The organism is Paenibacillus pinisoli, assembly GCF_003605435.1.
Classification (GTDB): domain Bacteria; phylum Bacillota; class Bacilli; order Paenibacillales; family Paenibacillaceae; genus Pristimantibacillus; species Pristimantibacillus pinisoli.
The window spans coordinates 1-25,308 of the sequence record NZ_QXQB01000006.1 but is presented as its reverse complement, the minus strand read 5'-3'; the positions used below and the strand labels follow the sequence as shown (position 1 = coordinate 25,308).

Genomic DNA, 25,308 nt, shown 5'->3' with positions numbered 1-25,308 from the left:
AGATTGCCCCTGAACGAGAGTAGACCAGATATTGATCAAAGTAGTAGACAAAATTGACCTATGCTATCCTTTCACTGCGCCTGCCGTAATACCCTCGATAATATACTTTTGCATCGCCAGGAAAAACACGATGATTGGCACGATTCCCATCACCAGAGCCGGCAAGGCGAGATCCCACTGCTTCGTATATTGACCGAAAAAGGCAAAAGTCGCAATCGGAATTGTTCGAAGCTCCGGCGATTGCAGGATCAGCGACGGCAGCAGATAGTCGTTCCATATCCAAAGCGAATTCAGAATGAAGACGGTCACCAGCATCGGCTTCAGCAGCGGAAGCACAATCCGGATGAAGACGCCGTAGGTATTGGAGCCGTCCACGGTAGCCGCTTCCTCAATCTCCATCGGTATCGACTTGATAAAGCCGTGGAACAAGAAGACCGACATCGGCACGCCGAAGCCAAGATAGCAAATAATCAGTCCCGGAATGCTGTTCATCAGTCCCGCCATCCCGGTTACTTTCACCAGCGGAATCATGATGGACTGGAACGGCACGACCATAGCTGCGACAAAGGTCAGGAAGAGCAGGCGATTGAACAGCGTGCCGCTGCGCACCATCCAGTATGCCGCCATGGAGCTTAAGATAACGAGCAAGACGTTGCTCACGACCGTAATTACCAATGAGTTCCGGAACGCTACCGGGAAATTCGTCATCTCGAATGCGCGGGCATAATTGCTCCATTGAAAAAAGGACGGCCAGCTTGCAGCGTTCGTCAGCAGCTCGCTGAAGCTCTTAACAGAGTTCACGAACAGAAAGTAGAACGGAATGAGGAAGAGCAGACCGAGCGCAATCATGGCCAGCTCGACGGCGGCGATTCCTGATTTCTTTTTATAAGCAGCCTCCATTACGCTTCAACCTCCTTGCTCTTGGTGAATTTGACCTGAATGCTCGTAATAACCGCTACAATGACGAAGAAGATGATGGCCTTGGCCGTGCCGAGTCCGTAACGATTGTTGGAGAATGCCTCATTGTAGATATTCATCGCCACGGATTCCGTTGATCCGAACGGCCCGCCTCTGGTCAGCGAGAGATTCAAATCGAACATCTTGAACGACCATGACAGCGCCAGGAACAGACAGACCGTAGCAGCAGGCATGATCAGCGGGATGATAATCGTACGCAAGGTCTGCCATCTGCTCGCCCCGTCGATCTCAGCCGCCTCCAGAATATCCTTTGGCACATTGTTGAGAGACGAGATATAGATGACCATCAAATATCCTGCCGTCTGCCAGACGAATACAATGACGATCGCCCAGAACGCCGTCCCTTCCGTGCCTAGCCACGGCTGGTTGAAGAAAGCAAGGCCCGTCAGCTCGCCTACTGCCGAGAACCCTTTGACGAAGATGAACTGCCAGATAAACCCGAGCAGCAAGCCGCCAATGACATTCGGCATAAAGAAGACGGTACGCAGCACATTGCGCGACTTGAGCGGCTTAATCAGAAAGTAAGCCAGCGCGAAGCCAAGCACATTGGTTGCTGCAACGCCTATTATGGTGAACCGGGTCGTGAACCAGAAGGAGTCTCGGAACGCTGTATCCTGCATGAAGATATGCTTGTAATTATCAAGGCCGATCCAGCTCACCTCGCCGGATACCCCATTCCAGCTCGTGAAGGAATAATACAGGCCTGACACGAATGGAATCAAAATGATGAGGACGAAGACCAGGACGGCCGGACCGACGAATACGATCTGCTGACCCAACTGAGATGTTTTTTTGCGGTTCATCCATACTCCCCCTTGCGCATTTCGAATTTTGCTTATCATAATTATGCTTGAACCCTCCTTCCAAAAAAACGGACGATCGTGAACCGTTAGCAGTACGATATTGATCTATCTCGGGGGGCAGCGCTCCACCGCAAGATTTAATTCGAAATGAGGCGATTCCGATCAAAACCTACAGCATCCGCCGCAAGCTGATTGCATTCATGCTGGCCGTGACGATTATTCCTCTGACACTGTCGCTTGTCATTACGCTGGTCTATACCAAGGAATCTATCAAAGAGCAGTCGATGGGAGAAAATGCACGGCTGATATTTCAAGGCAAAACCAATCTCGTTAACTACTTGAACAACATTAACCGGGCTTCAACTGTGCTGTATTCGGATTCGCATTTTCTCAACAATCTGTCCAAGAGCTTCGACGACTATCAAGCCGTTGCGGAAATGTACATCACTTTGCAAAACCTGCAGGGCTCGCTGCCCGATATTCAACAGGTCTATCTGCATTCCTACCTGACGAACCAGTCGACGCTTATTACGAATACGGTGCCCAGGAGAGAATTTCGGGAATCTCCTTACCTCGGCACAGAGAAGGCCGATCCGGTCAAGCCGAGCACCGAGCCGCCGCACTACGCGCACAGCTACGGCTTCCCGCCTTCTCTACATGACGATCCGAAGCAGCTGGTCTTCACCTACTACCGCCCAATCGTCCGTATTCCGTCTACAGACCGGATGGCGATGCTGGCTATCGACCTGAAGCTGGACGGCATCGCGGCAATATCCGAGCAGCTCTTCCACCCGGATGATGAGAAGCTCTACCTGCTTGATGAGAATGGGATCATCATCTACAGCGGGCAAGCCGATGGAATCGGAAAGCCATTGGACGATCCTGGCTTGTTCGAGCGCATGCGCAGCGGCGGCCAAGGCATTATTGACGAAGAAGGCGCTATCCGCGTATACGAGAAGCTTGGCCTCGCCTTTGCCGACTGGACGATTGTGAAGGAAATTCCGTACAATGTGCTTTATCGCAAGTCAAATGAGTTAATAACGATTAATGCCGTCATTGCGGCGGTTGCCCTTATTGTCGTAATTGCAGGAACGCTATATATATCCATTCGGATTACGAGACCGATCCTGCGGCTTGCCAGTTACATGAACCAGATTCAGACCGGCAAGCTGGATGTGGATATCGATGTTCGCAGCCGGGACGAAATCGGCTTCCTCACCCGAAGGTTCAAGCAAATGATGGATACGATTAACAATCTAATATTGCGCAAATACAAGCTAGAGCTTGCGAATAAAAGCAATCAATTGGAAGCGCTTCAAGCACAAATTGATCCTCATTTCCTGTTCAATACCTTGCAGTCGATCGGCACCGTCGCCCTTCAGCATGACGCCCCTCGGGTGTATTCGCTGTTGTCGTCGCTGGCCGATATTATGCGTTACAAGATGCGGAGCGGCGAGGCGATGGTGACGCTGGAGGAGGAGCTCGATCAGCTCAAGCTGTATATGGAACTGCAGAAGGAGCGGTTCGACGAGCAATTTGACTTCTTCCTGGAGATAGATCCGGCCAGCCTGTCCGCACCGATGCCCAAGATGACGCTTCAGCCGCTGGCGGAGAACTACTTCAAGCATGGAATGAACGATCAATCAGGAACAGGAAATCTGACAGTCCGAAGCCGGATAACGGACGATGACCGGGTCATCGTAGAGATAGAGAATAATGGCTCCTCCATTCCACTTGATAGGCTTCGCCAGTTGCAAGAGGCGCTGGAGATAAATGCCGATGAGGAGCATAATGACCGCGGGCCGGAGACGGAGATTTCCTCTTCGATCGGCTTGCAGAATGTTCTGATGCGGCTTAAGCTGTATACCGACGATACAGCCGGATTGGAGATTGCGAACATGCAGCCTCAAGGAGTCAGCATCAGATTGAACTACAGACGAGGAGCGTGACGGAATGAAGGTTGTCATTGTCGATGATGAGAAGCATGTGCGCAGCGCCATTACTATGCTGGCGGAATGGGATAAGCTTGGCATTCAGGAGGTGCTGCAGGCATCCGACGGCGAGGAAGCTGAACGGCTTATTGAGTTGCACCAGCCCCACATTGTCTTGACGGATATGAGGATGCCGAGGAAGAGCGGAGCCGAGCTGCTCACATGGCTGTCGGAGAACAAGCCGCATATGAAGACGATCGTCATCAGCGGCTATGACGACTTCGAATACGTGCGCCACGCTATCCGTCATGGCGGCATGGATTATATTCTTAAGCCGGTGAAAGCAGCTGCACTGAACGAGGCGCTGAAGAAAGCTGTACAATGCTGGCGGAAGGAAGAAGATGAGCGCATTCGCTTGACCCAGCAGATGATCGGGATGAACGAAATGAAGCCGCATTACACCGACAGGCTGCTCACAGAGCTGCTCTCCGGCCAAAGCGGACGCGAGTTCCTGGAGGGGATCCAGGATGAATTGCAATTCCCGGCAGGGCTTGCCTCATGTTCTGTCGCGGTTGCCGCTGTCTCTCAACTGGACCATGAGCTGTTCGGGAAATTCAAGAACAGGCTGCAGCTGATTCATTTCGTTATTCTCAATATTTGCAACGAGCTGCTGCGCAGCCGAGGCATTGCTTTCCGGCAGCTGGACAGCCGAGGCGAGATCGTCCTGTTATTCTGGGGACCCTCTGAACAATTCGAAGCTCTGCTGGGTGAGATTGGGAAGGGCATCCTGGTTACCTTGCAGCGCCAGGTTCATTTTGGCTTGGCGCTGGAACGCTCTTATCCGAAGGAATTGCCGCGTGCATATCAGGAGGCATCGAAGGCGCTATGGAAGCGCAATGCGCTTGATCCGGCCCGAATTCATCGCCAGCATGCAGAGAAGATGGAGCAGGCGGGCCGCCCCCTTCGGCTAAGCGCTTACGAAGAAGAGCTTAGACTGGCGGCGTTAAGCGGCAGTAATGACCGAATACGAGCCGCAGCGGAACATTGGATCGCAGAGGTTAGGCAGCTCGATTCCGTATCGCCAGAGCTGCTGCTGCAATGGAATCAGGAATGGGAGTGGATGAGGACGCAATGGCTGGAGGATGGCCGGACTACATCCGCTGTCGACGCCCGGGAGACCTCTGCCGATATGCCTGTGTGCCTTCCGCTTGACCAGCAGGGGATGCTGTCATGGGCTACGCTTCAGGGAGAGCTGGAGAATCGTCTGGCCGACGTATCCGCGCCGCTCACCCGGATGCATGCCAATCACACGTCGTTTATCGAGTCGATTGCCAGCTATCTGAATGAGCACTACCGGGAAGAAGTATCGCTGCAGGATGTGGCTGCTCGGTTCTATCTAAGCAGAGAATATATTGCCCGTAAGTTTAAGCAGGCTTATGGCGTGACTATACTTGATTACTTAAGCCGAATCCGCATAGACAGAGCCAAGCTGCTGCTCCATAATCCACATCTGCGCATCGTCCAGATTGCAGAGATGGTCGGTTACCCGGACGAAAAGTACTTCCGCCGCGTTTTCAAGAAGATAGAAGGCGTAAGTCCCGGCGAATACCGGAAGGAGCATACGATCGGGTAGTCTTGCCGATTGGCTGCGCAAAAGGGCGATGGCCCAATAGTGAAGCAGACAATAAGTTATGGTCGATTGCTGATTGAAAAAGAGAAGAAGCCTTCAAAACCACCGTAAAAGTGGGATTGAAGGCTTCTCTTTTGCCTTTTCAATATTTTTTGAGGCGGCAGCTATTAATTGGGGCTGTGGGGTAGCTCTAAGCCGTGTTTTGCGGCTTGCAGATGTGGCACAACTAATTCGCTCTTGGGCAAGTTCTTTTTGTTACTCACGTTCAAGCGTCGTGCCAACTATGCCTTCAAATAGTCGAGCAAAATATGCTTCAGCACCGTAAGCTGCTTCTCCGGCTCCAAGTCCAGCTCCAGCCGCAAAATGTTGCGCTGCAGCGACAGCTTCCGCGAGAAGATCGCAAATGCGTTAATCACCGTCGTCAACGTCTCCCGCACCGAAATATCGCTGCGCAAAGACCCGTCCTCTTGGCCGTCTTGAATAATACGCGAGAACATCAGCGATACCCGGCGGTACAGGCGGTTGAACTCGTCCATGTCCTCAAGCGGCTCGTCCGAATGGGCGGCGTAGTTCTCAAAGTCCTCCAGGAACTTGATGTTGCGGTCATAATGATTCGGCAGCGGCGCAATGAAGAAGTCGAACAGCAGCTCCATCTTCTCCAGGCATGTACTATCCGTCTGGCTGATCTTCTGGAATTCCAGGAACACTTCCTCGATCATATTCGTCGCAACCGCTACGATCAGCTTCTCTTTTTTGGGGAAATACCGGAATAATGTCGCAATCCCGATACTGGCTTCCTTGGCTATATGGTGCATTGTAGTCTTCTCTATGCCATTATCGCTAAAGACGCGTTCCGCCGTCTCCAATATTACTTGCTCGCGATGCTGCTTCAGCTCGCTAAGCTCTTGCTTATATCTTGTTTTCGGTTCCATTCCTCTCGAACCCTCTCTGCCTATCCAATATCTTCTTTCTGATATTATAGCTTTACATTTTTGGACCCGCAACAAAAGTTAAATTGACAACTTATAAATGATAGGTCTATTATCATAGTGATAGTGTATCTATCATTTTTCATCATGCAACTCATCATAAGCAGAAATGGAGATGTTGACATGCCCGCGAAAAAACCTGCAAATTGGGATCGCGAAGTCGATGTTGTCGTCATGGGGACCGGCGGAGCCGCTCTTGTATCCGCTATCATGGCGCATGATCAAGGAGCCGAGGTGCTTATCCTTGAGAAAGCGGCACAAATTGGAGGCACAACTGCCTTCTCCGGGGGAATTCCATGGATTCCAATGAACCTCTACATGAAGGAAGCCGGTATCGAAGACTCAAAAGAGGAAGCGCTTACGTATATCAAACGTCTGACCGGCGGCAAAGAACCAGATCCTGCTTTGCTCGAGGTGTTCGTCGATAACGGACATCAGATGATCCAGTACCTATATGACCATACGCCGCTTCGATTCAATATTCCGAAGGGCTATCCTGAATATTATGCCAAGCTGCCGGGCGGCAAGCCGACAGGCGGACGCTCCCTCGATCCGATGCCGTTCGATATGAACCAGATCGGAGAATGGGGAGCGCTCATACGGAACAATCCGGTCTTCCCTCCGCTCACACTGGAGGAAGGCGGCGCCATCGGCGGCATCGACTTCGAGAAAGTCGCATGGCGCATGGAGAACAACATTGTCACGATGGGACGCTCTCTCATTGCCTCGATGTTCAAGGCGATCCTCGATCGCGGAATTGAGACGCTGACCGAGACACCGGGCAAAGAGCTGGTGTTGAACGATGCCGGTGAAGTCATCGGCCTCGTCGCAGAACGCGAAGGCAAGCCGTATTACATCGGCGCTCGCAGAGGCGTCATTCTTGCCTCGGGCGGTTTCGAATGGAATAAGGAACTGGTGAAGACATTCCTGAAGGGCGAGGTCACGCATCCGTTATCCCCGGCAGGCAATGACGGCGACGGCCTCATTATGGCTATGGAAGCCGGCGCGGCTCTTGGCAACATGAGCGAAGCCTGGTGGTATCCGGCCATGCAGGATCCTACATTCGAATATGAGGACCGCGTGCTGAACCAGCTTGGCAGCGGACGCTTCGGCCCGAACAGCATTGTCGTCAACCGCCACGGCAGACGGTTCGTCCATGAAGGCGTCACGTACAATGACATGCCGAAGTCGTTCTACGAATACGATCCGGTCGCGCTGGAATGGCCTAATGAGCCGCCGGTATGGATGGTCTTCGACCAGCAGCTGAAGGACAAAACCATGGTCGTCACGATGATGCCGGGCGAGCCTGCGCCTGACTGGGTGCCGCAAGCTGACAGCATTCGCGAGCTGGCGGCGAAGATCGGAGTCGACCCGGACGGTCTGGAGAAGACCGTTGCCGACTACAATGCGAATGCCAAACAAGGCGCAGACCCTGAATTCCATCGCGGAACGACCTTCTTCGAGAATCTGGGCGGCGGCGGAGGCAATGCGGAGGCCAATATCGGGGCCATTGAGCAGGGTCCATTCTACGCGCTGCCGATCTACTTCGGCACGCTTGGCACCAGCGGCGGGCCTCGCATCAACGCCGACGGCCAGGTGATCAGCTTGAGAGGCAAGCCGCTCAGCGGTCTGTATGCCGCTGGCAACGCTGCGATGGGCATCATGGGACAAGCCTATGTCAGCGCAGGCGGCACGTTAGGCCCGGCTATGACCTTCGGTTATCTGGCAGGCATGGCGGCAGGCAAAGCCGCGTCCAAATCGATTTAATCCGCTTCATCATAGATCTACAGAAGAAAGGATGATAGACATGCCAAGCGGCACACACTCGATAAATCTGCAAGTACCGATCCAGAACATCTGGAATTTCGTCAGCGATATGGACAAATGGGCGCCTCTCGTGCCAGGTTATATCGAGCATACGATTATTAGCGACAAGCAATCCACCTGGAGCTTCAAGGGCGACCTCGGTTTTATGAAAAAAACAGTCAAGCTCAGAATCGACATTACGAACTGGATCGAGCCGACCAAAGTTACATTCGATCTGACCGGCGTGTCAGACAACTTCATCGGCAGCGGCTATTTCGAAGCAGAAGCCATTAGCGGCAACGAGACGAAAATGACCGGATTCCTGGATATCACAGCTAAAGGCGCCATGGGTCCAATGATCAACGGCATCTTGAAATCATTTGTGCCGAAGACAGCCGAAGAACTGTCCCAAGCAATCGCTAACCGTATTGAGGAAATCGAAAGCGTCAAATCATAAGACATGGCAGGCTGCCGAGAACGTCTCGACAGCCTGTTCATCCGAATGCGCGCTGCAAGTTCGGTATTACAGACTATACCGGCTATGACAAGCCCGCAAGGGACAACCCTCAGAAAGCTGCAACAGGAGTTGCAGCCATTCTTTGGCTGCATTCATCAGGACCACAAAAAAAAACGAGCCCATTCGGCCCGTTTTTCTCTTACGCTTTTATTTCGAGAAGCTCATACTTGATAACACCCATCGGCGCATCAACGTTGATCGTATCGCCGACCTTTTTGCCCATCAGCTCTTTGCCAAGCGGGCTTTCATACGAGATTTTGTTGTCCGCCACATCCGCTTCTGCGGGACCCACAACGCGATACTCGATTTTTTCATTAAATTCAATATCGTTCAGAATAACCAAGGAGCCGACGCTTACCTGGTTCGAACTCAAGTTGCTGGCATCTACGACGCGCGCAATCTTCAGCATTCTCTCCAGCTGCAGGATTCTCGTCTCCATAAACGCCTGGTCATCTTTGGCGGAATGGTATTCGCTATTTTCCTTCAAATCGCCATAGCTGATCGCAACTTTCAAGCGCTCCGACAGCTCTTTGCGCTTGACGGTTTTCAGCTCCATCAATTCATCTTCAATCTTCTGCAAGCCTTCCGCCGTCAGAATCAATTCTTCTTTGGACACTACGGATACTCCCCTTTCACAATCCTATATTATTGTACCCGATTTGGGCATTCCATTTCCTATATTTTCTTCACAAATTCCGATTTCAGCTGCATCGCGCCAAACCCGTCGATTTTGCAGTCGATATCGTGATCGCCCTCAATCAATCGGATGTTCTTCACCTTCGTGCCGATCTTGATGACCGACGAGCTTCCCTTCACCTTCAAATCCTTGATGACCGACACCGAATCGCCGTCATTCAAGACGTTGCCGTTCGCATCTTTCACGACCCGCTTCTCTTCCGCTTCCTCCATCGCTGTCAGCGACCACTCATGAGCGCATTCCGGGCAGACGAGCAAGTTGCCATCCTCGTAGGTATACTGGGAACCGCATTTCGGACAATTAGGCAAATTAGACATGTTATCGTGCTCCAATGTTTTTATACCAGTATATCGGAACAAGTGCTGGAGATACAGACAAACCAAGGAAATGGCGTACATTTCTTACAGATATCTGGGTGCCATGAATGCGGAGGAGCAATATAGGCATAAAAAAGACCACGAGCAGCACAAGCTGCCCATGATCCTTCATCATTATCGCTAACTAAGATTGAAGCTGTATTAAGCCATGCGTTCCCGGATCGTAGCGGTACGTGCGTACCGGCTCGCCTGCACCGCTATTCTTGCTGCGGATGGAGAACCATCCCTGTTCCCGGTTGTAATCTATGATATCACCATACTTGGCGCCCAGAACATCGCGTATGCTGGCCCACAGCAGCTCCCCGTTCTCTTCTTTGAACACATAGATCTGATTCTGCTTATATGTCGTGACAATCGCTTCCTCCCGGCCGTCGCCGTCCAAGTCATATTCATACGTCTCAGCTTCGAATATGGCATAAGGAATGATACTTCCATTGGACTGGTGCAGGTAGTAGGTACACGAATCGCCGTCCGTTCTGCAAGGATTTATAGCAATTTTGACCACATTCTTTCCGAATAGACGCGCCATCATTATCTCATTGTCATACAGATGTCCATATCCAAAGTGAAGCAATGTATTGGGCTTTGAAACTCCATCGATGACAAAGCCGATATAATCATATTTCTCATCCGTCCCATGCTTGGTATTCGATTCCTGCAGCTTTGTAAATCGTATAGCTGAACCAAGACCATCTACAGGTCTTTGATCCAGAATTTCAATCTCATCAAAGGATAGCTCTATTGTCTGGCCGAACCCCCATAACGGCGAGTGTTTATTAGATAAACCCGGCAGAATATCATCGTCATTCTCCGATATCACTTCGCCCTTCTGCAGCTTCCGCGCCTCCAAATATCGGAACGTAACAGGCAATCCCCATTCATGCTCCTGCACAATCTGATCATCGCCGCTCGGAGGCACTGGCTCGCCAACTCCCGCTTGCTTACCGGCGTCTGCTGTCCATGGAGCGTCGTCTGCATTATAAAACAGTACGATGCCCGCAATTACGCATAATGCAGCTATGCCAATAAGATGCAAACGGGGACGAAACCGCATCGCATGCCTCCGATCAACCGCTTCCAGCACGGAACGCTTCATCTCTTCGCTGAATTCCGCTTTGCCGAACAATCCCCGCCTCACCGCGTCTTGCCAATCCGGCCTGATCTCGCTCATCGCTCCATCTCCCTCCACTTGCTTTCCACGATTTTGCGGGCACGGTGCAGCCTGGACTTCACCGTTCCCTCCGACAGACCCAGCAGTTGGCCAATCTCCGCCTTGGTCATCCCATGCTCCAGATGAAGCACCAGAACCTCCCTATGCTTCATCGACAGTCCCATAACGATGTTCAGCAATTCCAGCTCCGACTGCTTCCCCATAAAAGCCGCCTCCGCCGATTCGGCCATTTTGTCAGGCTTCACCCATTCGAACAGCACCATTCTCCGTACATAGCTGGATCTCAGCTCATTGATAGCGAGATTGCGCGCTATGGCGAACAGCCAGGTTTTGAAGGAAGACTGTCCCTTGAACGATCCGATATTCTGATAGACCTTAATAAACGCTTCCTGAGCAATATCCTTAGCCTGCTCCCGATTGCGGGTGATGGCATATGCATAGGTCCGGACATCGTCCCCGTATTGCGTCATCAGATTGTACAGCTCTGTCTTGCCCATCCGCTCCATATTCGTCAAATATTGCGGCTCAACATGAGATTCCAATCGTTCACCCCCTCACCTTTTAGACAAGGCTAAAGCTCCAATCGTTCCATTTTCCGTTCTTCTCGTTCGCATTTTCTAATCTTTCTATTTTTTCCTTGTCTTGATAGCCATATTTTCATATACTTATTTCGTCGTTATTTGTCAAATACTGCGAATTGAGTGAGATTCCGTAGGCGGACCATTCGAGCGATAGCCATGCTAGAGCGAGCGCTGCTATGCTGACAAAACCAATATCAACTAGATCGGATGGTGCAAGTTCATGATTCGTCAACGCAATATCGCGCTAGCTATTATTCTTACTATTGTGACCTGCGGTATTTACGGCATTTACTGGTTCATCGTCATGACGGACGAAGTAGGCCAATTAAGCGGAGACCCTTCGTTCACAGGGGTTAAGCACTTCCTGCTGACTCTCGTAACATGCGGAATTTGGGGAATCGTATGGTCCTATCAAGTGGCCAAGCATATCGAGGAAGCGCAATTGCAGCGCGGACTCAGACCTTCAGACAACGCGCTGATTTATGTACTGTTGTCCATCTTCGGTTTCGGCATTGTTACATATGCCCTGGTGCAATCCGATGTCAACAAAATGGCAATGCCTTAAGGAGCTGCCCAAGCGGCATCCCAAGCTGTTCTGGGGAGCCATGCTTGGCGGTGGCGGACTGCTGTACGCCAAGGTGTGGCTGCCTTTAACCGGGCTGTCCGTGCCATGTCCCATTCACGCGGTTACGGGGCTGTATTGTCCCGGCTGCGGCATCACGAGAGCCGCTCTTTCCTTGCTGGAGCTTGATGTCTATCAGGCGTTCCGCTTCAATTCCCTTATCTTCGTTCTGGCGCCGCTCTTTGCCCTGTATGCGTGGGCGAATGCCAAGAAGAAACGGAGGATTGGCAGCACCCTGCTGATCGCTATGCTGGCGATTACGCTTATCTACGGTCTGGCCCGCAATCTGCCGCCATGGTCGTATATGGCTCCAACCGAGCTGGCTTGACTCGCGCAACAATAAAGGATATCTCCTATTCCGCAACCGGAAAGCGAGATATCCTTTTTTGTTAATCAAACTTTATTAGCCTTTATTTCCTGCCCAGCCACGAAAAGACCGACTTCTTCTGGTCGCCTTGCAGCAGCTTGGCGCGCTGAGCCAGCGTATCCTCATGGTCGGGCTCCAGCTCCAGAATGCGGTCGCAGACAGCGAGCGCTTCCCGGTTCTGTCCCTGCTCGATCATCATCGTCATGCGAAGATGAAGAATGCTGACGAACTGCGAATCCAAAGCAAGACCTTGTTGAATGTATGCTGCCGCCTCTTCCTTCCGCTCCAGCATGTAATGCGACCATGCCAGGAAGTCGTAGGCATACGCGCTCTCCGCATCGACAGCCAGAAGCTCATGGCAGAGGGCGATACATTGCTCGTAATCACGCGCATGATCAAAGGTCACATGGATTTTCTTCTCATAGGCCCGCACCAGCGTCGGCTCGATCGCAATCGCTTGATCCAGATGGTGCAGACTTTCCTGCCAGGTCTCCTCTTGATGGAGCAGCAGTCCAAGCTGCAGATGATAGGAAGCCACTGCGGGATCGATAGCGATAGCCTGGCGATAAGCGGCGATCGCTTCGTCACGCTCGCCTTGGTCACGATGGATATCGCCGATCAGATCATAGAATAGATCCGCTTGCTCGGCCTTCTCCTTCCATTCGGCTGCCAAGCGGTAAGCATCATCCAGTTGTCGCATGTTGTAATAGCTGAGCGCCGCATAGTATACGGCTTGCTCCATGCCTGGCCTGTCCATAATTTTCTCAAACTCCGCGACCGACTCATCGTACCGCTGCATGCGGAAGAAACACATGCCTTTGCAAAGCAGCGCGTCCTGCTGCTCCTCCTCCATCTCCAGAGCATGGTCGCAATTCGCGATGGAATCCTCGAATTCGCCCATATACCGCAAGGCGTTCGCCTTCTCCACATAGAGGCGCGCATCCCGAAGATCATGTCTGGCAGCTTGATGAAAGGCATCAAGAACATGGCGGTACTGCCCGACGCGGTTCAGCATGCTCATCTTCACGATATACGCTTCCGTATAGTAAGCATTGATAGACAGAGCCTTGTCCGCCGCTTCATAACACTCGCCGTACCGGCCAAGCTCCAGCAGCGCATCGGCCTTCTGCCTGTAGCCATTGGCGAAAGATCCGTCATATTGAATCGACAGCTCCGCGGAAGCCAGCGCTTCTTCATGACGCCCCAGCAGATTCAGCGTATAAGCCTTGTTGTTGTATAACGAAGCTTCTTCCGGCTTAAGCTCAATCGCCTTGTCGTAATACAGGACCGCTTCCTCCAGCTGGCCCATCTCCTCCAGCAATACCGCCTTCCAATGATAGAGCTCCATATGATCCGGGTAGGCCGCCAGCGCTTCATTAACCTTGGTTAGCGCAAGCTCCTTCTTGTCCATATGATGCAAGACGACGCACAGCTGCACCTGCAGCTTGGCGGAAGGATGCTGCGGCTCCAGCTCGCAAATCAACCCATAAGCTTCCTCTATGCGGCCGGTCGCCAAGTAAGAGCTCACAAGCTCATGCGCGGTTTCGATATCCTCAGGACGCCCATCCGAGCTGGCGGTCATCTCTTCGATCTGGAAGCGATGAGCGGAAGCCAGCAAATTAATGACTTCATGATCGTTCGGCAGAATCTGCTTGAGCTGATTCAGGTATTCCGAAGCGTCTCCGTAATAGCCCAGACTAACGGCACACTTGCCCAGCGAGAAGAGCACATCGGCTGCATCCGGCCTGATTGGAAGCACATGCTTATAATCCTGATATGCTTCCTCATAGCGCCCTAATCGGAACAGCAAGTTCGCACGGTAATACCGCGCGTAATAATCCGTCTCATCCCTGTCCAGCAGCTCATTCAGCTTCTCTCCAGCCTCCGCCAGCCTGCCGAGAGCCATGCTGTAGCGCGTTCCCAGAATAATCGCGTCGGGATGCGAAGGACACAGCTGCGCAAGCTGAAGCAGCGACTCGCGAGCCGTGTAATAATCATAATCATCAATAGCTTGCATGCCGGTGCGATATTGCTTTATGAACGTCTCCTGCTGGCCCGGCATGCAGCTAAGCAATTCGTGATAGCGGAAAAACTGGTCGCGTTCGATCCGGTTCATCACAAACTCAATAAAGTTCTGGTGGTAGTCCTCCAGCAGCTTGTCCTTTTGCTTGTTCCATTCAAAATGCTGGTTCAGCGCCACCCATACCGGATAAGGAAGGTGAAAATACTCCGTCAGGAAATTAAGCGTCACGCGGCTAGCCGCCTCGCGGGTATCGATCAGATGGCAGACATCCATATCCAGCAGCGATTGCCATGCCCGCACATCCAGCCTCTGCTCGTAGTTGTCATATACTTGCTTCAGGCGTTGCGAGTACTGCTCCAGCGGGTCCTCCGGTCCGTCTCCTGTCAGCGAGCCGTTCTTGGCCGCATCCATCGCTTTCTCGTAAGCTGCCCGAATCTCCTGGAATTCCTCCGGATGCGTCTCCGGATTGTAGACCTTAATAAGCTGGGTGTATGCCCGCTTGATGACCTTCTCGTCCGTCGTCGGTTCAATTCGTAAGACCGCAAATTCCTGCATGCTCTACTCTCCCTTTGCCTCGATAGCGTCGAATACATCCTTCAGCAGCTTCTTCATGTCTGCAATCTTTCTCGGCTCCTGCTTGTCCAGCGCGTCCTCGAATTCCCGCAGCAGCTTCGCGATCTCCATTCGCTCGTAGCCGATATGCTCCTCATACAGCCTCTCGCCGCGAGCAATGACCCACTTGTTCTCCTGCTGGTCGCGCGGATGAATCTTAAGGCTCGCCAGCTGCTCGATGCGCCTTGCCATCTCCTCCGGCGACATCTCGCCCGGATTGCGCTCGATCATCATTTGCTTCACAAGGCCGGTGGACGGCACCTTTACTTCGACCTCCAGCAAGCCGTTGATGTCATAGGTATACCGGACATCGACGCATTCCTGGCCTGACGGCCGGACCGGAACGGGCACGTTAATCTCCCCGAGGAAAATATTTTCGCGCGAAAGTCTGGCCTCTCCTTGCAGGATATCGACCTTGATCATCCGCTGATTGTCATTGGTGGTATAGAAGCGTTCGATCCTGCTGACCGGAATCGCCGTATTGCGCTCAATAATCGGGAAGAAATGTCCGCTCTCATGGTAGCCGTTCGACTTGGTTACCGAGACCGAGGTGCCCAGCGTATAAGGGCATACGTCCGTGAGGATGACTTCCTTCAGGCTCTCATGGCGCTCCTTCAAGCCCGCTTGAATGCCGGCCCCAATGCCGACTACTTCATCCGGGTTCACATTGGCATACGCCAGCTGCCCGAACAGCTTGCTGACGAACGTGCGGATGAAAGGCAATCTCGTCGCACCGCCCACGAGCAGAATCGCATCGAGATCCTTCACCTTCAGCGAAGCGTCAGACAAGGCTCGCTCAATGGGAGCCCGCAGACGCTGCAGCAGCGGCTTCGTTGCCAGCTCGTATTCATCCTGGCTAACTTCAAGAACAAGCTCGCTTTCCTTATGCACAAAAGCGATTCGCGCGGAGCGTTTGTCGGCGAAGGACAGCTTCGCCGTCTCCGCTTGCTTGCGCAGCTTCGCGAACTCTCTCGGCTCAATGTCATCCTCCGCCAATCCATGGCGGGTCAAGAACATATCAATCAGCAGCTGCGTGAAGTCCTCGCCCCCCAGGTAGTTGTCCCCGGCTACAGCTCTGACCTCCATGACCTGATCGAATAATTCCAGAATAGAGACGTCGAAGGTGCCTCCTCCCAGATCGAAGACCAGAAATTTCGTATCCGCATCCCGCTGATGAAGTCCATAGGCGATGGCCGCGGCTGTCGGTTCTGTAACCAAGCGCTCTACACGCAGCCCCGCCAATTCGCCAGCCCGTACCGTCGCTTTGCGCTGCACGTCGTTGAAATAAGCCGGCACGCTAATGACAGCCTCCTGCACCGGCTTGCCCAGCACATGCTCCGCGTCTTTCTTAAGCGCCTTGATCACAAGCGCAGACAGCTCTTCGGGCAGAAACTCCTGATCGCCGAGCTTAAACAGCTTTTTCGTTCCCATATATCTTTTGAAAAAAGATGCGCTTAGCTCAGGATGAGAGATTTGCCGCTCCAGCGCAATCTGTCCCACGACAAATTCGCCTTCGCCGTCCACGCTGACTGCCGACGGAGTCAGGTGCTTCCCAAGCCCGTTCGGGATAATAACAGGCCCTTCCTCCGTCCAATACGTTACCAAACTATTTGTTGTCCCAAGATCAATGCCAATGATCGTCATAAGTCCTCCGCAATTCATTCCGTTAATGGTGATATAACAATATCTTACAAGATTGCTCTATCTCTTGCTATATCAAAGTATATCGGCAAATGATCCTCTACTCCATAGCCCCCTCTATCAGCCATACTAGCTAACTGGCAGCAATAGTCTCATGGCCCATCCGTCCCCTGACAAAAAAAAAAGCAGGAGCCGTCCGAAGACGGCTCCTGCCTCTGCCCATCATCTGATTCAATTAAGCTTTCGCGATAAACTGAAGAAAAGAAGCACGGCGCCGATGCAAGCGCCGGCCAGAGCGATGGTGTGCAGGCCAGCCGTGGTCACCGTGGATCCGAACGCAATGCCGAGCAAGCTGGTGGACAGGATGCCGCCGACCGACCGGAAGGTCTGGAACAGGCCGGACGCCGCTCCCGTCTCGCTTGGTTTGGTGTGCTGATACAGCGCCGTCTGCAAGCCCATATTATTCATCCCGTTGGTAATGCCTACGATAGATGTAGCCAGCAAGATAAAGAAGATCGGCGTATCCTCGCCCATCAATAACAGCAGCAGCGTGCCCAGCAGCAGCGCGCTGCTCCCGGCAATAATAGCGGGACGGTAGCTCCAGCGCTGAATGATACGGACGGCAATTGGCGTCGCCAGCATGCCGATTCCTGCAAAAGGCAGCATCAGAAGCCCTGCCGTCTGCGGATCGTAGCCCTTCACCTGGCCGAGCCATAGTGGCATACTGAAGAACAAGGAGTAGAACACGATGTTCAGTCCGGCAAACTGCGCATATACCGACTGCAGCTTCTTATTGCGGCCTAACATGCGAAGATCGATAAACGGCTTGTCCGTCCTCAGCTCCCTTAAGCCGAAGAGAACCGCACAGACCGGAATAACGGCAAGCAGCCACCAGATAGCGCCTGAGCCAAGCGACGTCAGAAACAGCATAAAGCTGATCAGCATCCCCATGAACAGCAGGACGCCCGGCACATCCAGCAGCCGCAGCAGGCCGCTGGTCTGCCCCCTCTCCGTTCGCCTGTGGTCGGCAGGCATCCAGCGGGAAGCCAGCACGATGACGGCCAGCGCGATCGGAATATTGATCCAGAAGATCGAATGCCAGCCGCTGTGCTGAACCAGCAGTCCGCCGAGCGTCGGGCCGAACGCCGCCATGACATTGGCGGACACGGAGATGATGCCCAGCGAAGAGGTTATACCCTTGGATTGTCCGTCCCCCGGCGCCGGCTGAGCGAAAGACCGGATAATCGCCATTCCCGCCGGAAAAGCGACCGTGCTGCCGAGCGCCAGCATAATCCGGAACGCCAGCAGCCAGCCGAATGAAGGCGCCCATACGGAGAGCAGGCTGCTTGCTATGACGATCGCAAGTCCCGTCATCATGACGCGGCGCGCGCCGAGCAAGTCAGCCAGCTTGCCCATTAGCGGCTGTCCCGCTGCCGCAGCCAGGTAGAAGCCTGTGATAAGCCAGGTTGCCGTTGCTACATCTATGCCGTAGCTGGCGCCAATACCAAGCAGCGCTACAGCAATCATGGAAGAATTGAGCGGATTGAGAATGACGCTGAGCGCGACGACCCATGTCATTTTACGAAGCGAATAGGTAGATGGAATAGTATTCATTGTAGCCCTATGTTGTTCTGCAGCTGCCATATTCATTCATTCCTTTGCCTGATCTGTCATGAACCCATTGTAAATGGGAATGCTCATAAATAAAAATAGATGATATCGTATGAATTGATAATAATTTCGTTATAAAGGAAGGGTGACAAATATGGACTTGCAGCATTTGAAGTATTTTCAGACCGTAGCCAGACTGGAGCATATGACGTATGCCGCCCAAGAGCTGCATATCGCCCAACCCGCACTCAGTGTCATTATCTCCCGGATGGAGGAGCAGCTTGGCGTCCCCCTGTTCGACCGGCAAGGCAGGCGCATCAAGCTGAACCAGTACGGCAGAATTTATCTGGGGAAGGTCAACGAAGCGCTTCATGCGCTGGAGGAAGGCCAGCGCCAGCTGTCCGATCTGGCGGGCATCGAGAAAGCGACCATCAGCATTGCAGCTACGACGCTGAACCGCTTCTCGAATATGCTGGGGCCGTATTTGGCCGCCCATCCGCAAGCGAACTTCCGCATTATGCAGACCCCTACGGAAGATATGAAGATCCAGCTGCTGCAAAGCGGCGAGATCGACTTCGTATTTGCCGCACCTCCAATTACAGCGGATGGAATAGCAGGCTCGAACCTGCTGACGGAGGAGATCATGCTGGCCGTGCCGCCGCAGCATCGATTGGCAAGGCGAAGCAGCATTCGGCTGAGCGAAGCCGCCGATGAACCGTTCATCAGCCTCAAGCCGGGCTACAGCTTCCGCGATCTGACCTTCTCGTACTGCGCGGCGGCGGGCTTCGTACCGCGCGTCGTGTGCGAGGGAGATGAGCCTACATCGATCGGCAGCCTGGTAGCAGCCGGACTCGGCGTCGCCTTCCTTCCTGCTGCGGCACGCAGGAATCACGGTCCGCTGGTCTTCCTGTCCATCGAAGAGCCGGTATGCATGCGGACGATGCAGCTGGCATGGCTGGAGGGCCGTTATGTATCGGGCGCGGCAAGGTCGTTCCGGGATTTTGCCATCAACTACTATGCTTCGGGCCAAGACAAATTGAGTCTGGACTAACCCCATTCCATCAGGCGTATAATGGAGTATGTAAATGACAGGAAAGCAGGTGCTTAACCTATGAAATTCAGTACATATGATTACGAACGGCCAGACGTGAAGACGTTCGAGCTGCAATTCAAGGAATTGCTGAATGCATTCACGAATGCGGCGGCGTATGAAGAGCAAGACGAAGCGATGACTGCGATCAATAAGCTCCGCAGCGAATTCGATACGATGCAGACGATCGCCAGCATCCGCCATTCGATTGATACGAACGACGAGTTCTACAAAGCGGAGCAGGACTTCTTCGACGAGAACGGCCCCATTGTCCAGGAATACATTACCGATTATTATCGCGCGCTAGTCGATTCCTCGTTCCGCGTGCAGTTGGAGGCAAAATGGGGGCGGCAGCTCTTCCAGCTTGCCGAGCTGTCGCTGAAGACGTTTAGCCCTGAAGTGATCGAGGACCTTCAGCTTGAGAACAAGCTGACGACGGAATACGGCAAGCTGCTCGCTTCCGCGAAAATCCCTTTCGAAGGCGAAGAGCGGACGCTGGCTCAGCTGACTCCGTTCCAGCAATCGCCGGACCGCAGCATGCGCAAGCGCGCCGCTGAAGCATCGTTCGGCTTTATGGCCGAGCATGAAGCTGACTTCGACCGCATCTACGACGAGCTGGTCAAGACGCGCACGAGAATCGCCCATAAGCTTGGTTTCTCCAACTACGTCGAGCTCGGCTATGCGCGCATGAGCCGGACCGATTACAATGCGGAGATGGTCGCACGATTCCGCGAGCAAGTGCTGGAGCATATCGTTCCGGTCGCCTCGAAGCTGAAGCAGCGCCAGCAAAGCCGCATCGGCATCGATGAATTGCTGTATTATGACGAGAATCTGGCTTTCTTGTCCGGCAACGCTACGCCGAAGGGCGATCCCGACTGGATCGTTGAGAACGGCGCGAAGATGTACGCCGAACTGTCGCCTGAGACGGATGAATTCTACCGGTTCATGCAGGACAACGAACTGATGGATCTTGTCAGCAAGAAAGGTAAGCGCGGCGGCGGATATTGCACCTATATCAGCGAGCATCAGGCGCCTTACATCTTCTCCAACTTCAACGGCACATCGGGCGACATCGACGTGCTGACGCATGAGGCGGGCCACGCCTTCCAGGTGTACCAAAGCCGGAGCTATGCGGTGCCGGAGTACAGCTTCCCGACTTACGAGGCTTGCGAAATCCATTCGATGAGCATGGAGTTCTTCACTTGGCCGTGGATGGACCTGTTCTTCAAGGAAGACGCGGACAAATACCGCTTCGACCATCTGGCAAGCGCATTGATCTTTATCCCGTATGGCGTAACGGTTGATGAATTCCAGCACTTTGTGTACGAGAATCCGGAAGCGACTCCAGAGGAGCGCAAGGCGGCTTGGCGGAGAATCGAGAGCAAATATTTGCCGCATCGCCAATATGCGGATAACGAGTACCTGGAGCAAGGCGGCTTCTGGCATAGACAAAGCCACATCTTCAACTCGCCGTTCTACTACATCGACTACACGCTCGCGCAGATTTGCGCGTTTCAATTCTGGAAGAAGATGCATGAGGACCGCAGCGCCGCATGGTCAGACTACCTCAGCCTATGCAAGCTTGGAGGAAGCCTATCCTTCACCGAGCTTGTCGCCAAAGCAGGGCTTGTCTCCCCGTTCGAGGACGGCTGCGTGACTTCAGTCATCGGAACAATCGATAGCTGGCTGAATGAAGTAGACGATCAAGCGTTATAAGCAAAAGACGGCTGCCGGAGTATACACCGGTAGCCGTCTTCCGTTTTATTTTATTGGGCGGCATTCGCTTTTGCGCGCTCTTCCATCATATTGGCAATATCCTGGATTTGGTTCATCACCGAGATTGGATCGGAGAAGTAGAAGCGGCAACCGATTCCATAGTTTAATGTGTTCGCTCAGCTGTAACATAGGAGTACAATCTCCACTTTCTCCAATAATGTCGCTCATGGTTATAGTTTATCATGGATCTGTACCCCTTAAAGTTGTCACCCGCCAATGCCATAATGCAGCAAGCCCAAATAGAGAATAAGCGCCGCAGCCATCCATAGCGCATACGCATAATTCGGCCTGGCCATCTGAATCGCCGTCTTGTTCTGCAGGCCGGCAAGCAGATGATTCACAGCCGATGCGGGCGAGATCGGATTGGACAAGCCCCAGCTGCCAAGCAGCAGCACGGCAAAGTATACGGTGGATATGCCGACTGCGGACGGATCAATGCCGGTGGCAAGGATGGTAACCGGCACAATCGGATGCAGGCCGATCCAAGAGGTCGCCATAATGAGCAGGACGGTAAAAAGCGAAAACGCCAGCCACAACGGAACAGGCAGCTTCTCCAGCAGCCCGGGAATATAAGCTCCGAAGCTGGTCGAGCGGATAGAGCCGCTGAAGAACCCGGCAGTAAGGAATAGCGTAATCTCCTTCTGTAAGGCAGGCAGCGTAACCGTTATATGATTCGCGATGCCTTGGCGGTAGATGTCCATTGCTCCTTTCGCCGCACACCAAAGCAGCGGGATCAAGACAGCGCCCAGACACGTGATGAGCACCATCGGCAGCTCAAGCAGCCGCTCAAGCAGCAGAATAGCCGCTATCGCTAGAACAAGATACGCTGCCAGCCCGAACGGGAACGGTGTACGGATGGATTGGCTGCCTTCGGGAGCTTGCCCGGCATCCTCTGCCCGCTCCGAGTCCGCATCATTTTGCTCCTTGCGCCATAGCTCGCGGCCGCTCACGGCTATGCTCGCGATCAAGCTAAGGAGCGATAGTCCGATAATATAAGGCAGAATGGACGACCAGCCAAGCGACAGCGCCGATGTCACAAGCGCCATAGCAGCGAAGTAGGGCGACCACATAATGGCTCCGCCGAAGCCCCGATTCATCGCAGCAGCCAGCAGCCGGGCCATCCGGCTCGAATGCGGCTTGACGAAAGCGAGATGATAGACGACCGGTATGGAGCCCACATTAATAAACGCCCCCATAATTTGAGTAAGCAGCTGAGTGCCTGTGAACATGACCGCTTTGCTTCTGACGCTCGTCTCATAGAAACGGCGCAGAGCCGCGACATAGGCCGGCAGCCGTACTGGAATGCCGAACAGCGGCGCGAATACAAACAGGGTGACAAGCGTTGCGTTAATTGCAGCAGCTTCGAACCACAGATGAAGATCCGCTTTCTGCAGCAGCATGAGCACGACACCGCCAGCCATAAAGCCTGCCGCCAGCCACTTTGCTATTCCTTTAAGTCTTGGAAGCGACAGTACAATGGCTAGCAAAGCCAGTCCTCCAAGCGGATAAAGCAGCAGCTCCATAGAGGTAAGCTGCTGCGCGATAAAGACGGCGGCGAGCGAAAACACTACGATTTTCTGGGCCGCCACCCATATTGACCTTGCCATATGATTCGCCTTCTTTGTTAGTTAAACTGCCAGCAGCTTAGGCTTAGATTGCCATATTGATAACTTCGGTGAATCAGCTTCGCTTGCCGGTTCGCATCTCCTGTACCCATCGCAAGAAGCAACGGGATAAAATGCTCGCTTGTCGGCACCGCATCGCGCGCATGTGGAGCCAGCTCCATGTAACGGAACAGGGCGTCTACATCCCAATTCTCCAGCTTGCTCTGCAGCCAATTATCGAAGGATTCCGCCCAGTCGTCAATGGCGTCGCCGGAACGCCAATTCAAGCGGCGCAAATTATGCACCGTTCCCCCGCTGCCGATAATGAGGACATCTTGTTCCCGCAGCTCTCCAAGCGCCTTGCCGATCTCGTACTGCTGCTCCGCTGCCAAATACCGGTTCACCGACAGCGCAATCACCGGAATGTCCGCATCCGGGTAGAGCAGCTTCAGCACAGCCCATGCGCCGTGGTCAAGGCCCCGCTCCTCATCCAATACGCTCTCGATGCCATGGCTGGCGAACAGGGATTGGATACGCTCGCTAAGCGCTCGATCGCTTCGGGCCGGATAAGTCATCTGATACAGCTCGTCCTGGAACCCGCCGAAATCATAAATGGTGCTGTACTGCTCCGCTGCGCCAATCGTCTGAATCGGCTCCTCCCAGTGGGCAGAGAAGAGCACGATCGCCTTCGGCTTCGGCGTATTCTCTCTGAATTGCTTCATCAAATCCGTGTATGCATGCTCCTCCAGCACAAGGGAAGGCGCTCCATGGGCAAAAAAGTAAGATGGCATCATTGTTCCTTCACTCCTTCATCCGCTTTAGTAAGTGCGTCTTGCTTCAGCCAGCTCACATAGTCAGCCATATTCTCCGGCGTTACCCCATGATCAGCGGGGTACGTTTTGAACGTTAGCCTGGAAGTTACGCTGCCCATGTACTGGGCGGTCTCATGCCCAATGCGAATCGGGAATACCGAATCGAACTCGCCGTGCGAGACGAATACGGAGACATCCTTCATCGATTGAACGTTGTATTCGGTCTTCACGAATTGCGGAATGTAGCCGTTCAAGGCCACAATGCCCCGCAAGGCGCTTCCCATCGTGTGCGCAAGCGTCAACGATAGAATAGCCCCTTGGCTGAATCCGAGCAAATAGCGCCGCTCCGTATCCACCGGATATTGTTCGGATGCGTAGGCGATAAAAGCTTCCAGCTGCTCGACTGAGCGGTCGAACGACTCGCGCAAGGGATTGCCCAGGCTTTTCAGCTCATAATATTGATAGCCTGCCCCAAGCAGCAGATCGCCGCGAATATGAATCGTAATAAAGCGGTCCTCGAGCGGACTCGTCAGCCCTATCATATTGCCTTCATTGGAACCCTTCCCGTGAAGGGTGAACAGGGTCGGGTACTTCATGCCGGGCTCCATGCCCTCCGGCAGTTGAATCTGGTAAGCGTACGCGGGTATCATATTCAATCACCTCTCGGCTAAATATTAGTTATAAAGAATTTACTTTTATATTAGTAATTTAAACGAGCAGGCACTAGCATGTCAATGGAAAAATTGATAATATAAATATATCATCTGTATTACAAATATTTTTGAGGATGCGTGAACTCTATGGATATCGGCTCCAACATTCGGGCCATACGAAAGCGGAAAGCGATCACGATCGCCCAAATATGCGAAGAAACCAGCCTGTCCCAAGGCTTCTTGAGCCAGGTTGAGACGAATAAGACCTCCCCCTCCATTGCTACGTTGGAGAATATTGCGAATGCCTTGAAGGTGCCGCTTGCTTATTTGCTGCTGAAAAAAGAGGACCGCATGCACATTGTGCGCAAGTCAGAGCGCAAAGTGACCACCAGCGGCAGCGAGCAGCTGAAGGTAGAGCATCTCAGCTCCTCCAAGAACGTGAAGATGATGCTTGTCGAGTTCCCTCCAGGCGCTTCCACCGGTGAGGAGCCTCATGCCCATGAAGGGGAAGAGGTGCATGTGGTGATCAAAGGCAAAATCTACGCCGAGCAAGGCGAGGATTCTGCCGAATTCGAGGAAGGCGACTCCTTCTCTTGGAATGCCTGCACGCCTCACCTTGTTCGCAATATCGGAGATGAGCAGGCAATCGTGCTCATTTCCGTCTATACCGAGACCGATCAGCAGCCTTATGCGTAATTGGGATGGCTCTACAATGGGACTGTCCCATAGGGGGTAGCAACGTATTAGACATTTCAAAGCGTTGATTGAAAAAGCCTTCAAACCACCGTAACGGGTTTGAAGGCTTTTTTCTTGCTTGAAATCTGTATAGGGCAGAGAGGCTGGCTGCAGGGTAGCTCTAAGCCGTGTTTCTCGGCTTGCAGCATACTTTCTGGACTTCTGTCAAGAAAGTAGACACCAATTAAGCGACCTGTTGTTGCTCATAGTACCTTTTTTCGCGCAAATGTGGAGTTAAGTAACCGATTGAAGAATGAATACGGATGCGATTGTATTCCAACT

Annotated in this window: 22 protein-coding genes; 9 read left to right on the top strand and 13 right to left on the bottom strand. The window is 53.0% G+C overall.

The genetic code is table 11. The annotated features are described in order from the left end of the window. Positions 1–63: 63 nt before the first annotated feature. Together D3P09_RS22975 and D3P09_RS22970 are read right to left on the bottom strand one after the other, a co-directional pair. On the bottom strand, positions 64–900 hold the full coding sequence (locus D3P09_RS22975; protein ID WP_120113778.1) for a carbohydrate ABC transporter permease: 837 nt from the start codon (positions 898–900) through the stop codon (positions 64–66). Continuing rightward, on the bottom strand, positions 900–1,781 hold the full coding sequence (locus D3P09_RS22970) for a carbohydrate ABC transporter permease (protein ID WP_120113986.1): 882 nt from the start codon (positions 1,779–1,781) through the stop codon (positions 900–902). The genes D3P09_RS22975 and D3P09_RS22970 overlap by 1 nt, the downstream gene beginning before the upstream one ends. A gap of 200 nt (positions 1,782–1,981) precedes the next feature. Here D3P09_RS22970 and D3P09_RS22965 point away from each other — a divergent pair, with 200 nt between their 5' ends. Together D3P09_RS22965 and D3P09_RS22960 are read left to right on the top strand one after the other, a co-directional pair. Continuing rightward, positions 1,982–3,730, top strand: a complete 1,749-nt coding sequence (locus tag D3P09_RS22965) for a cache domain-containing sensor histidine kinase (protein ID WP_243644416.1) — start codon at positions 1,982–1,984, stop codon at positions 3,728–3,730. A 4-nt stretch (positions 3,731–3,734) separates the two neighbouring features. Continuing rightward, positions 3,735–5,345 (top strand): response regulator transcription factor, encoded by a 1,611-nt coding sequence (locus D3P09_RS22960; RefSeq protein WP_120113776.1) that lies wholly within the window; start codon positions 3,735–3,737, stop codon positions 5,343–5,345. A gap of 278 nt (positions 5,346–5,623) precedes the next feature. Here the strand turns inward: D3P09_RS22960 and D3P09_RS22955 are convergent, their stop codons facing one another. Then, entirely contained in the window at positions 5,624–6,274 is a 651-nt protein-coding gene (locus tag D3P09_RS22955) for a TetR/AcrR family transcriptional regulator (RefSeq protein WP_120113775.1), read from the bottom strand. Positions 6,275–6,454: 180 nt separating this feature from the next. Here D3P09_RS22955 and D3P09_RS22950 point away from each other — a divergent pair, with 180 nt between their 5' ends. Then, the gene (locus D3P09_RS22950; RefSeq protein WP_165867556.1) at positions 6,455–8,098 is read left to right on the top strand and encodes an FAD-binding protein; all 1,644 of its coding nucleotides are present in this window, start codon (positions 6,455–6,457) and stop codon (positions 8,096–8,098) included. Positions 8,099–8,138: 40 nt separating this feature from the next. Further along, positions 8,139–8,594, top strand: a complete 456-nt coding sequence (locus D3P09_RS22945) for an SRPBCC family protein (protein ID WP_120113773.1) — start codon at positions 8,139–8,141, stop codon at positions 8,592–8,594. Positions 8,595–8,793: 199 nt separating this feature from the next. Here the strand turns inward: D3P09_RS22945 and greA are convergent, their stop codons facing one another. From greA to D3P09_RS22925, 4 genes are all read right to left on the bottom strand, one after another. Beyond that, positions 8,794–9,270, bottom strand: coding sequence for a transcription elongation factor GreA (gene greA / locus D3P09_RS22940; protein ID WP_120113772.1), 477 nt, complete (start codon positions 9,268–9,270; stop codon positions 8,794–8,796). Between the two features lie 59 nt (positions 9,271–9,329). Continuing rightward, on the bottom strand, positions 9,330–9,668 hold the full coding sequence (locus tag D3P09_RS22935; protein ID WP_120113771.1) for a zinc ribbon domain-containing protein YjdM: 339 nt from the start codon (positions 9,666–9,668) through the stop codon (positions 9,330–9,332). A 184-nt stretch (positions 9,669–9,852) separates the two neighbouring features. Then, entirely contained in the window at positions 9,853–10,899 is a 1,047-nt protein-coding gene (locus D3P09_RS22930) for a hypothetical protein (protein WP_120113770.1), read from the bottom strand. After that, on the bottom strand, positions 10,896–11,441 hold the full coding sequence (locus D3P09_RS22925) for an RNA polymerase sigma factor (protein ID WP_243644414.1): 546 nt from the start codon (positions 11,439–11,441) through the stop codon (positions 10,896–10,898). Before D3P09_RS22925 ends, D3P09_RS22930 begins: the two co-directional genes overlap by 4 nt. A gap of 259 nt (positions 11,442–11,700) precedes the next feature. Between D3P09_RS22925 and D3P09_RS22920 the strand changes: the two genes are divergently transcribed. Then, a complete protein-coding gene (locus D3P09_RS22920) occupies positions 11,701–12,045 on the top strand; it encodes a DUF4234 domain-containing protein (protein WP_120113769.1) in 345 nt (114 codons plus the stop codon). Continuing rightward, on the top strand, positions 12,020–12,430 hold the full coding sequence (locus D3P09_RS22915; protein WP_120113768.1) for a DUF2752 domain-containing protein: 411 nt from the start codon (positions 12,020–12,022) through the stop codon (positions 12,428–12,430). The genes D3P09_RS22920 and D3P09_RS22915 overlap by 26 nt, the downstream gene beginning before the upstream one ends. 82 nt (positions 12,431–12,512) lie before the next feature. Here D3P09_RS22915 and D3P09_RS22910 read toward each other — a convergent pair whose 3' ends face one another. From D3P09_RS22910 to D3P09_RS22900, 3 genes are all read right to left on the bottom strand, one after another. After that, the gene (locus D3P09_RS22910; RefSeq protein WP_120113767.1) at positions 12,513–15,047 is read right to left on the bottom strand and encodes a tetratricopeptide repeat protein; all 2,535 of its coding nucleotides are present in this window, start codon (positions 15,045–15,047) and stop codon (positions 12,513–12,515) included. Positions 15,048–15,050: 3 nt separating this feature from the next. Continuing rightward, positions 15,051–16,748, bottom strand: coding sequence for a molecular chaperone HscC (locus D3P09_RS22905; RefSeq protein ID WP_120113766.1), 1,698 nt, complete (start codon positions 16,746–16,748; stop codon positions 15,051–15,053). A gap of 228 nt (positions 16,749–16,976) precedes the next feature. Continuing rightward, positions 16,977–18,389: an MFS transporter gene (locus D3P09_RS22900; RefSeq protein WP_165867555.1), complete on the bottom strand. Its 1,413-nt coding sequence runs from the start codon at positions 18,387–18,389 to the stop codon at positions 16,977–16,979. Positions 18,390–18,510: 121 nt separating this feature from the next. Here D3P09_RS22900 and D3P09_RS22895 point away from each other — a divergent pair, with 121 nt between their 5' ends. Both D3P09_RS22895 and D3P09_RS22890 read left to right on the top strand, forming a co-directional pair. After that, positions 18,511–19,407, top strand: a complete 897-nt coding sequence (locus D3P09_RS22895; protein WP_120113764.1) for a LysR family transcriptional regulator — start codon at positions 18,511–18,513, stop codon at positions 19,405–19,407. 60 nt (positions 19,408–19,467) lie between these two features. Beyond that, positions 19,468–21,162, top strand: a complete 1,695-nt coding sequence (locus D3P09_RS22890; protein WP_120113763.1) for a M3 family oligoendopeptidase — start codon at positions 19,468–19,470, stop codon at positions 21,160–21,162. A 266-nt stretch (positions 21,163–21,428) separates the two neighbouring features. On the opposite strand, the gene D3P09_RS22885 is transcribed toward D3P09_RS22890, so the two are convergent. From D3P09_RS22885 to D3P09_RS22875, 3 genes are read right to left on the bottom strand one after another with little or no spacing between them, the layout of a single operon-like run. After that, positions 21,429–22,829 (bottom strand): hypothetical protein, encoded by a 1,401-nt coding sequence (locus D3P09_RS22885; RefSeq protein ID WP_120113762.1) that lies wholly within the window; start codon positions 22,827–22,829, stop codon positions 21,429–21,431. A gap of 17 nt (positions 22,830–22,846) precedes the next feature. After that, positions 22,847–23,620 (bottom strand): DODA-type extradiol aromatic ring-opening family dioxygenase, encoded by a 774-nt coding sequence (locus D3P09_RS22880; protein ID WP_120113761.1) that lies wholly within the window; start codon positions 23,618–23,620, stop codon positions 22,847–22,849. Beyond that, the gene (locus D3P09_RS22875) at positions 23,617–24,288 is read right to left on the bottom strand and encodes an alpha/beta hydrolase (RefSeq protein WP_120113760.1); all 672 of its coding nucleotides are present in this window, start codon (positions 24,286–24,288) and stop codon (positions 23,617–23,619) included. The genes D3P09_RS22880 and D3P09_RS22875 overlap by 4 nt, the downstream gene beginning before the upstream one ends. A 150-nt stretch (positions 24,289–24,438) precedes the next feature. Between D3P09_RS22875 and D3P09_RS22870 the strand changes: the two genes are divergently transcribed. After that, positions 24,439–24,987: a helix-turn-helix domain-containing protein gene (locus D3P09_RS22870; protein WP_120113759.1), complete on the top strand. Its 549-nt coding sequence runs from the start codon at positions 24,439–24,441 to the stop codon at positions 24,985–24,987. Positions 24,988–25,308: the final 321 nt, after the last annotated feature.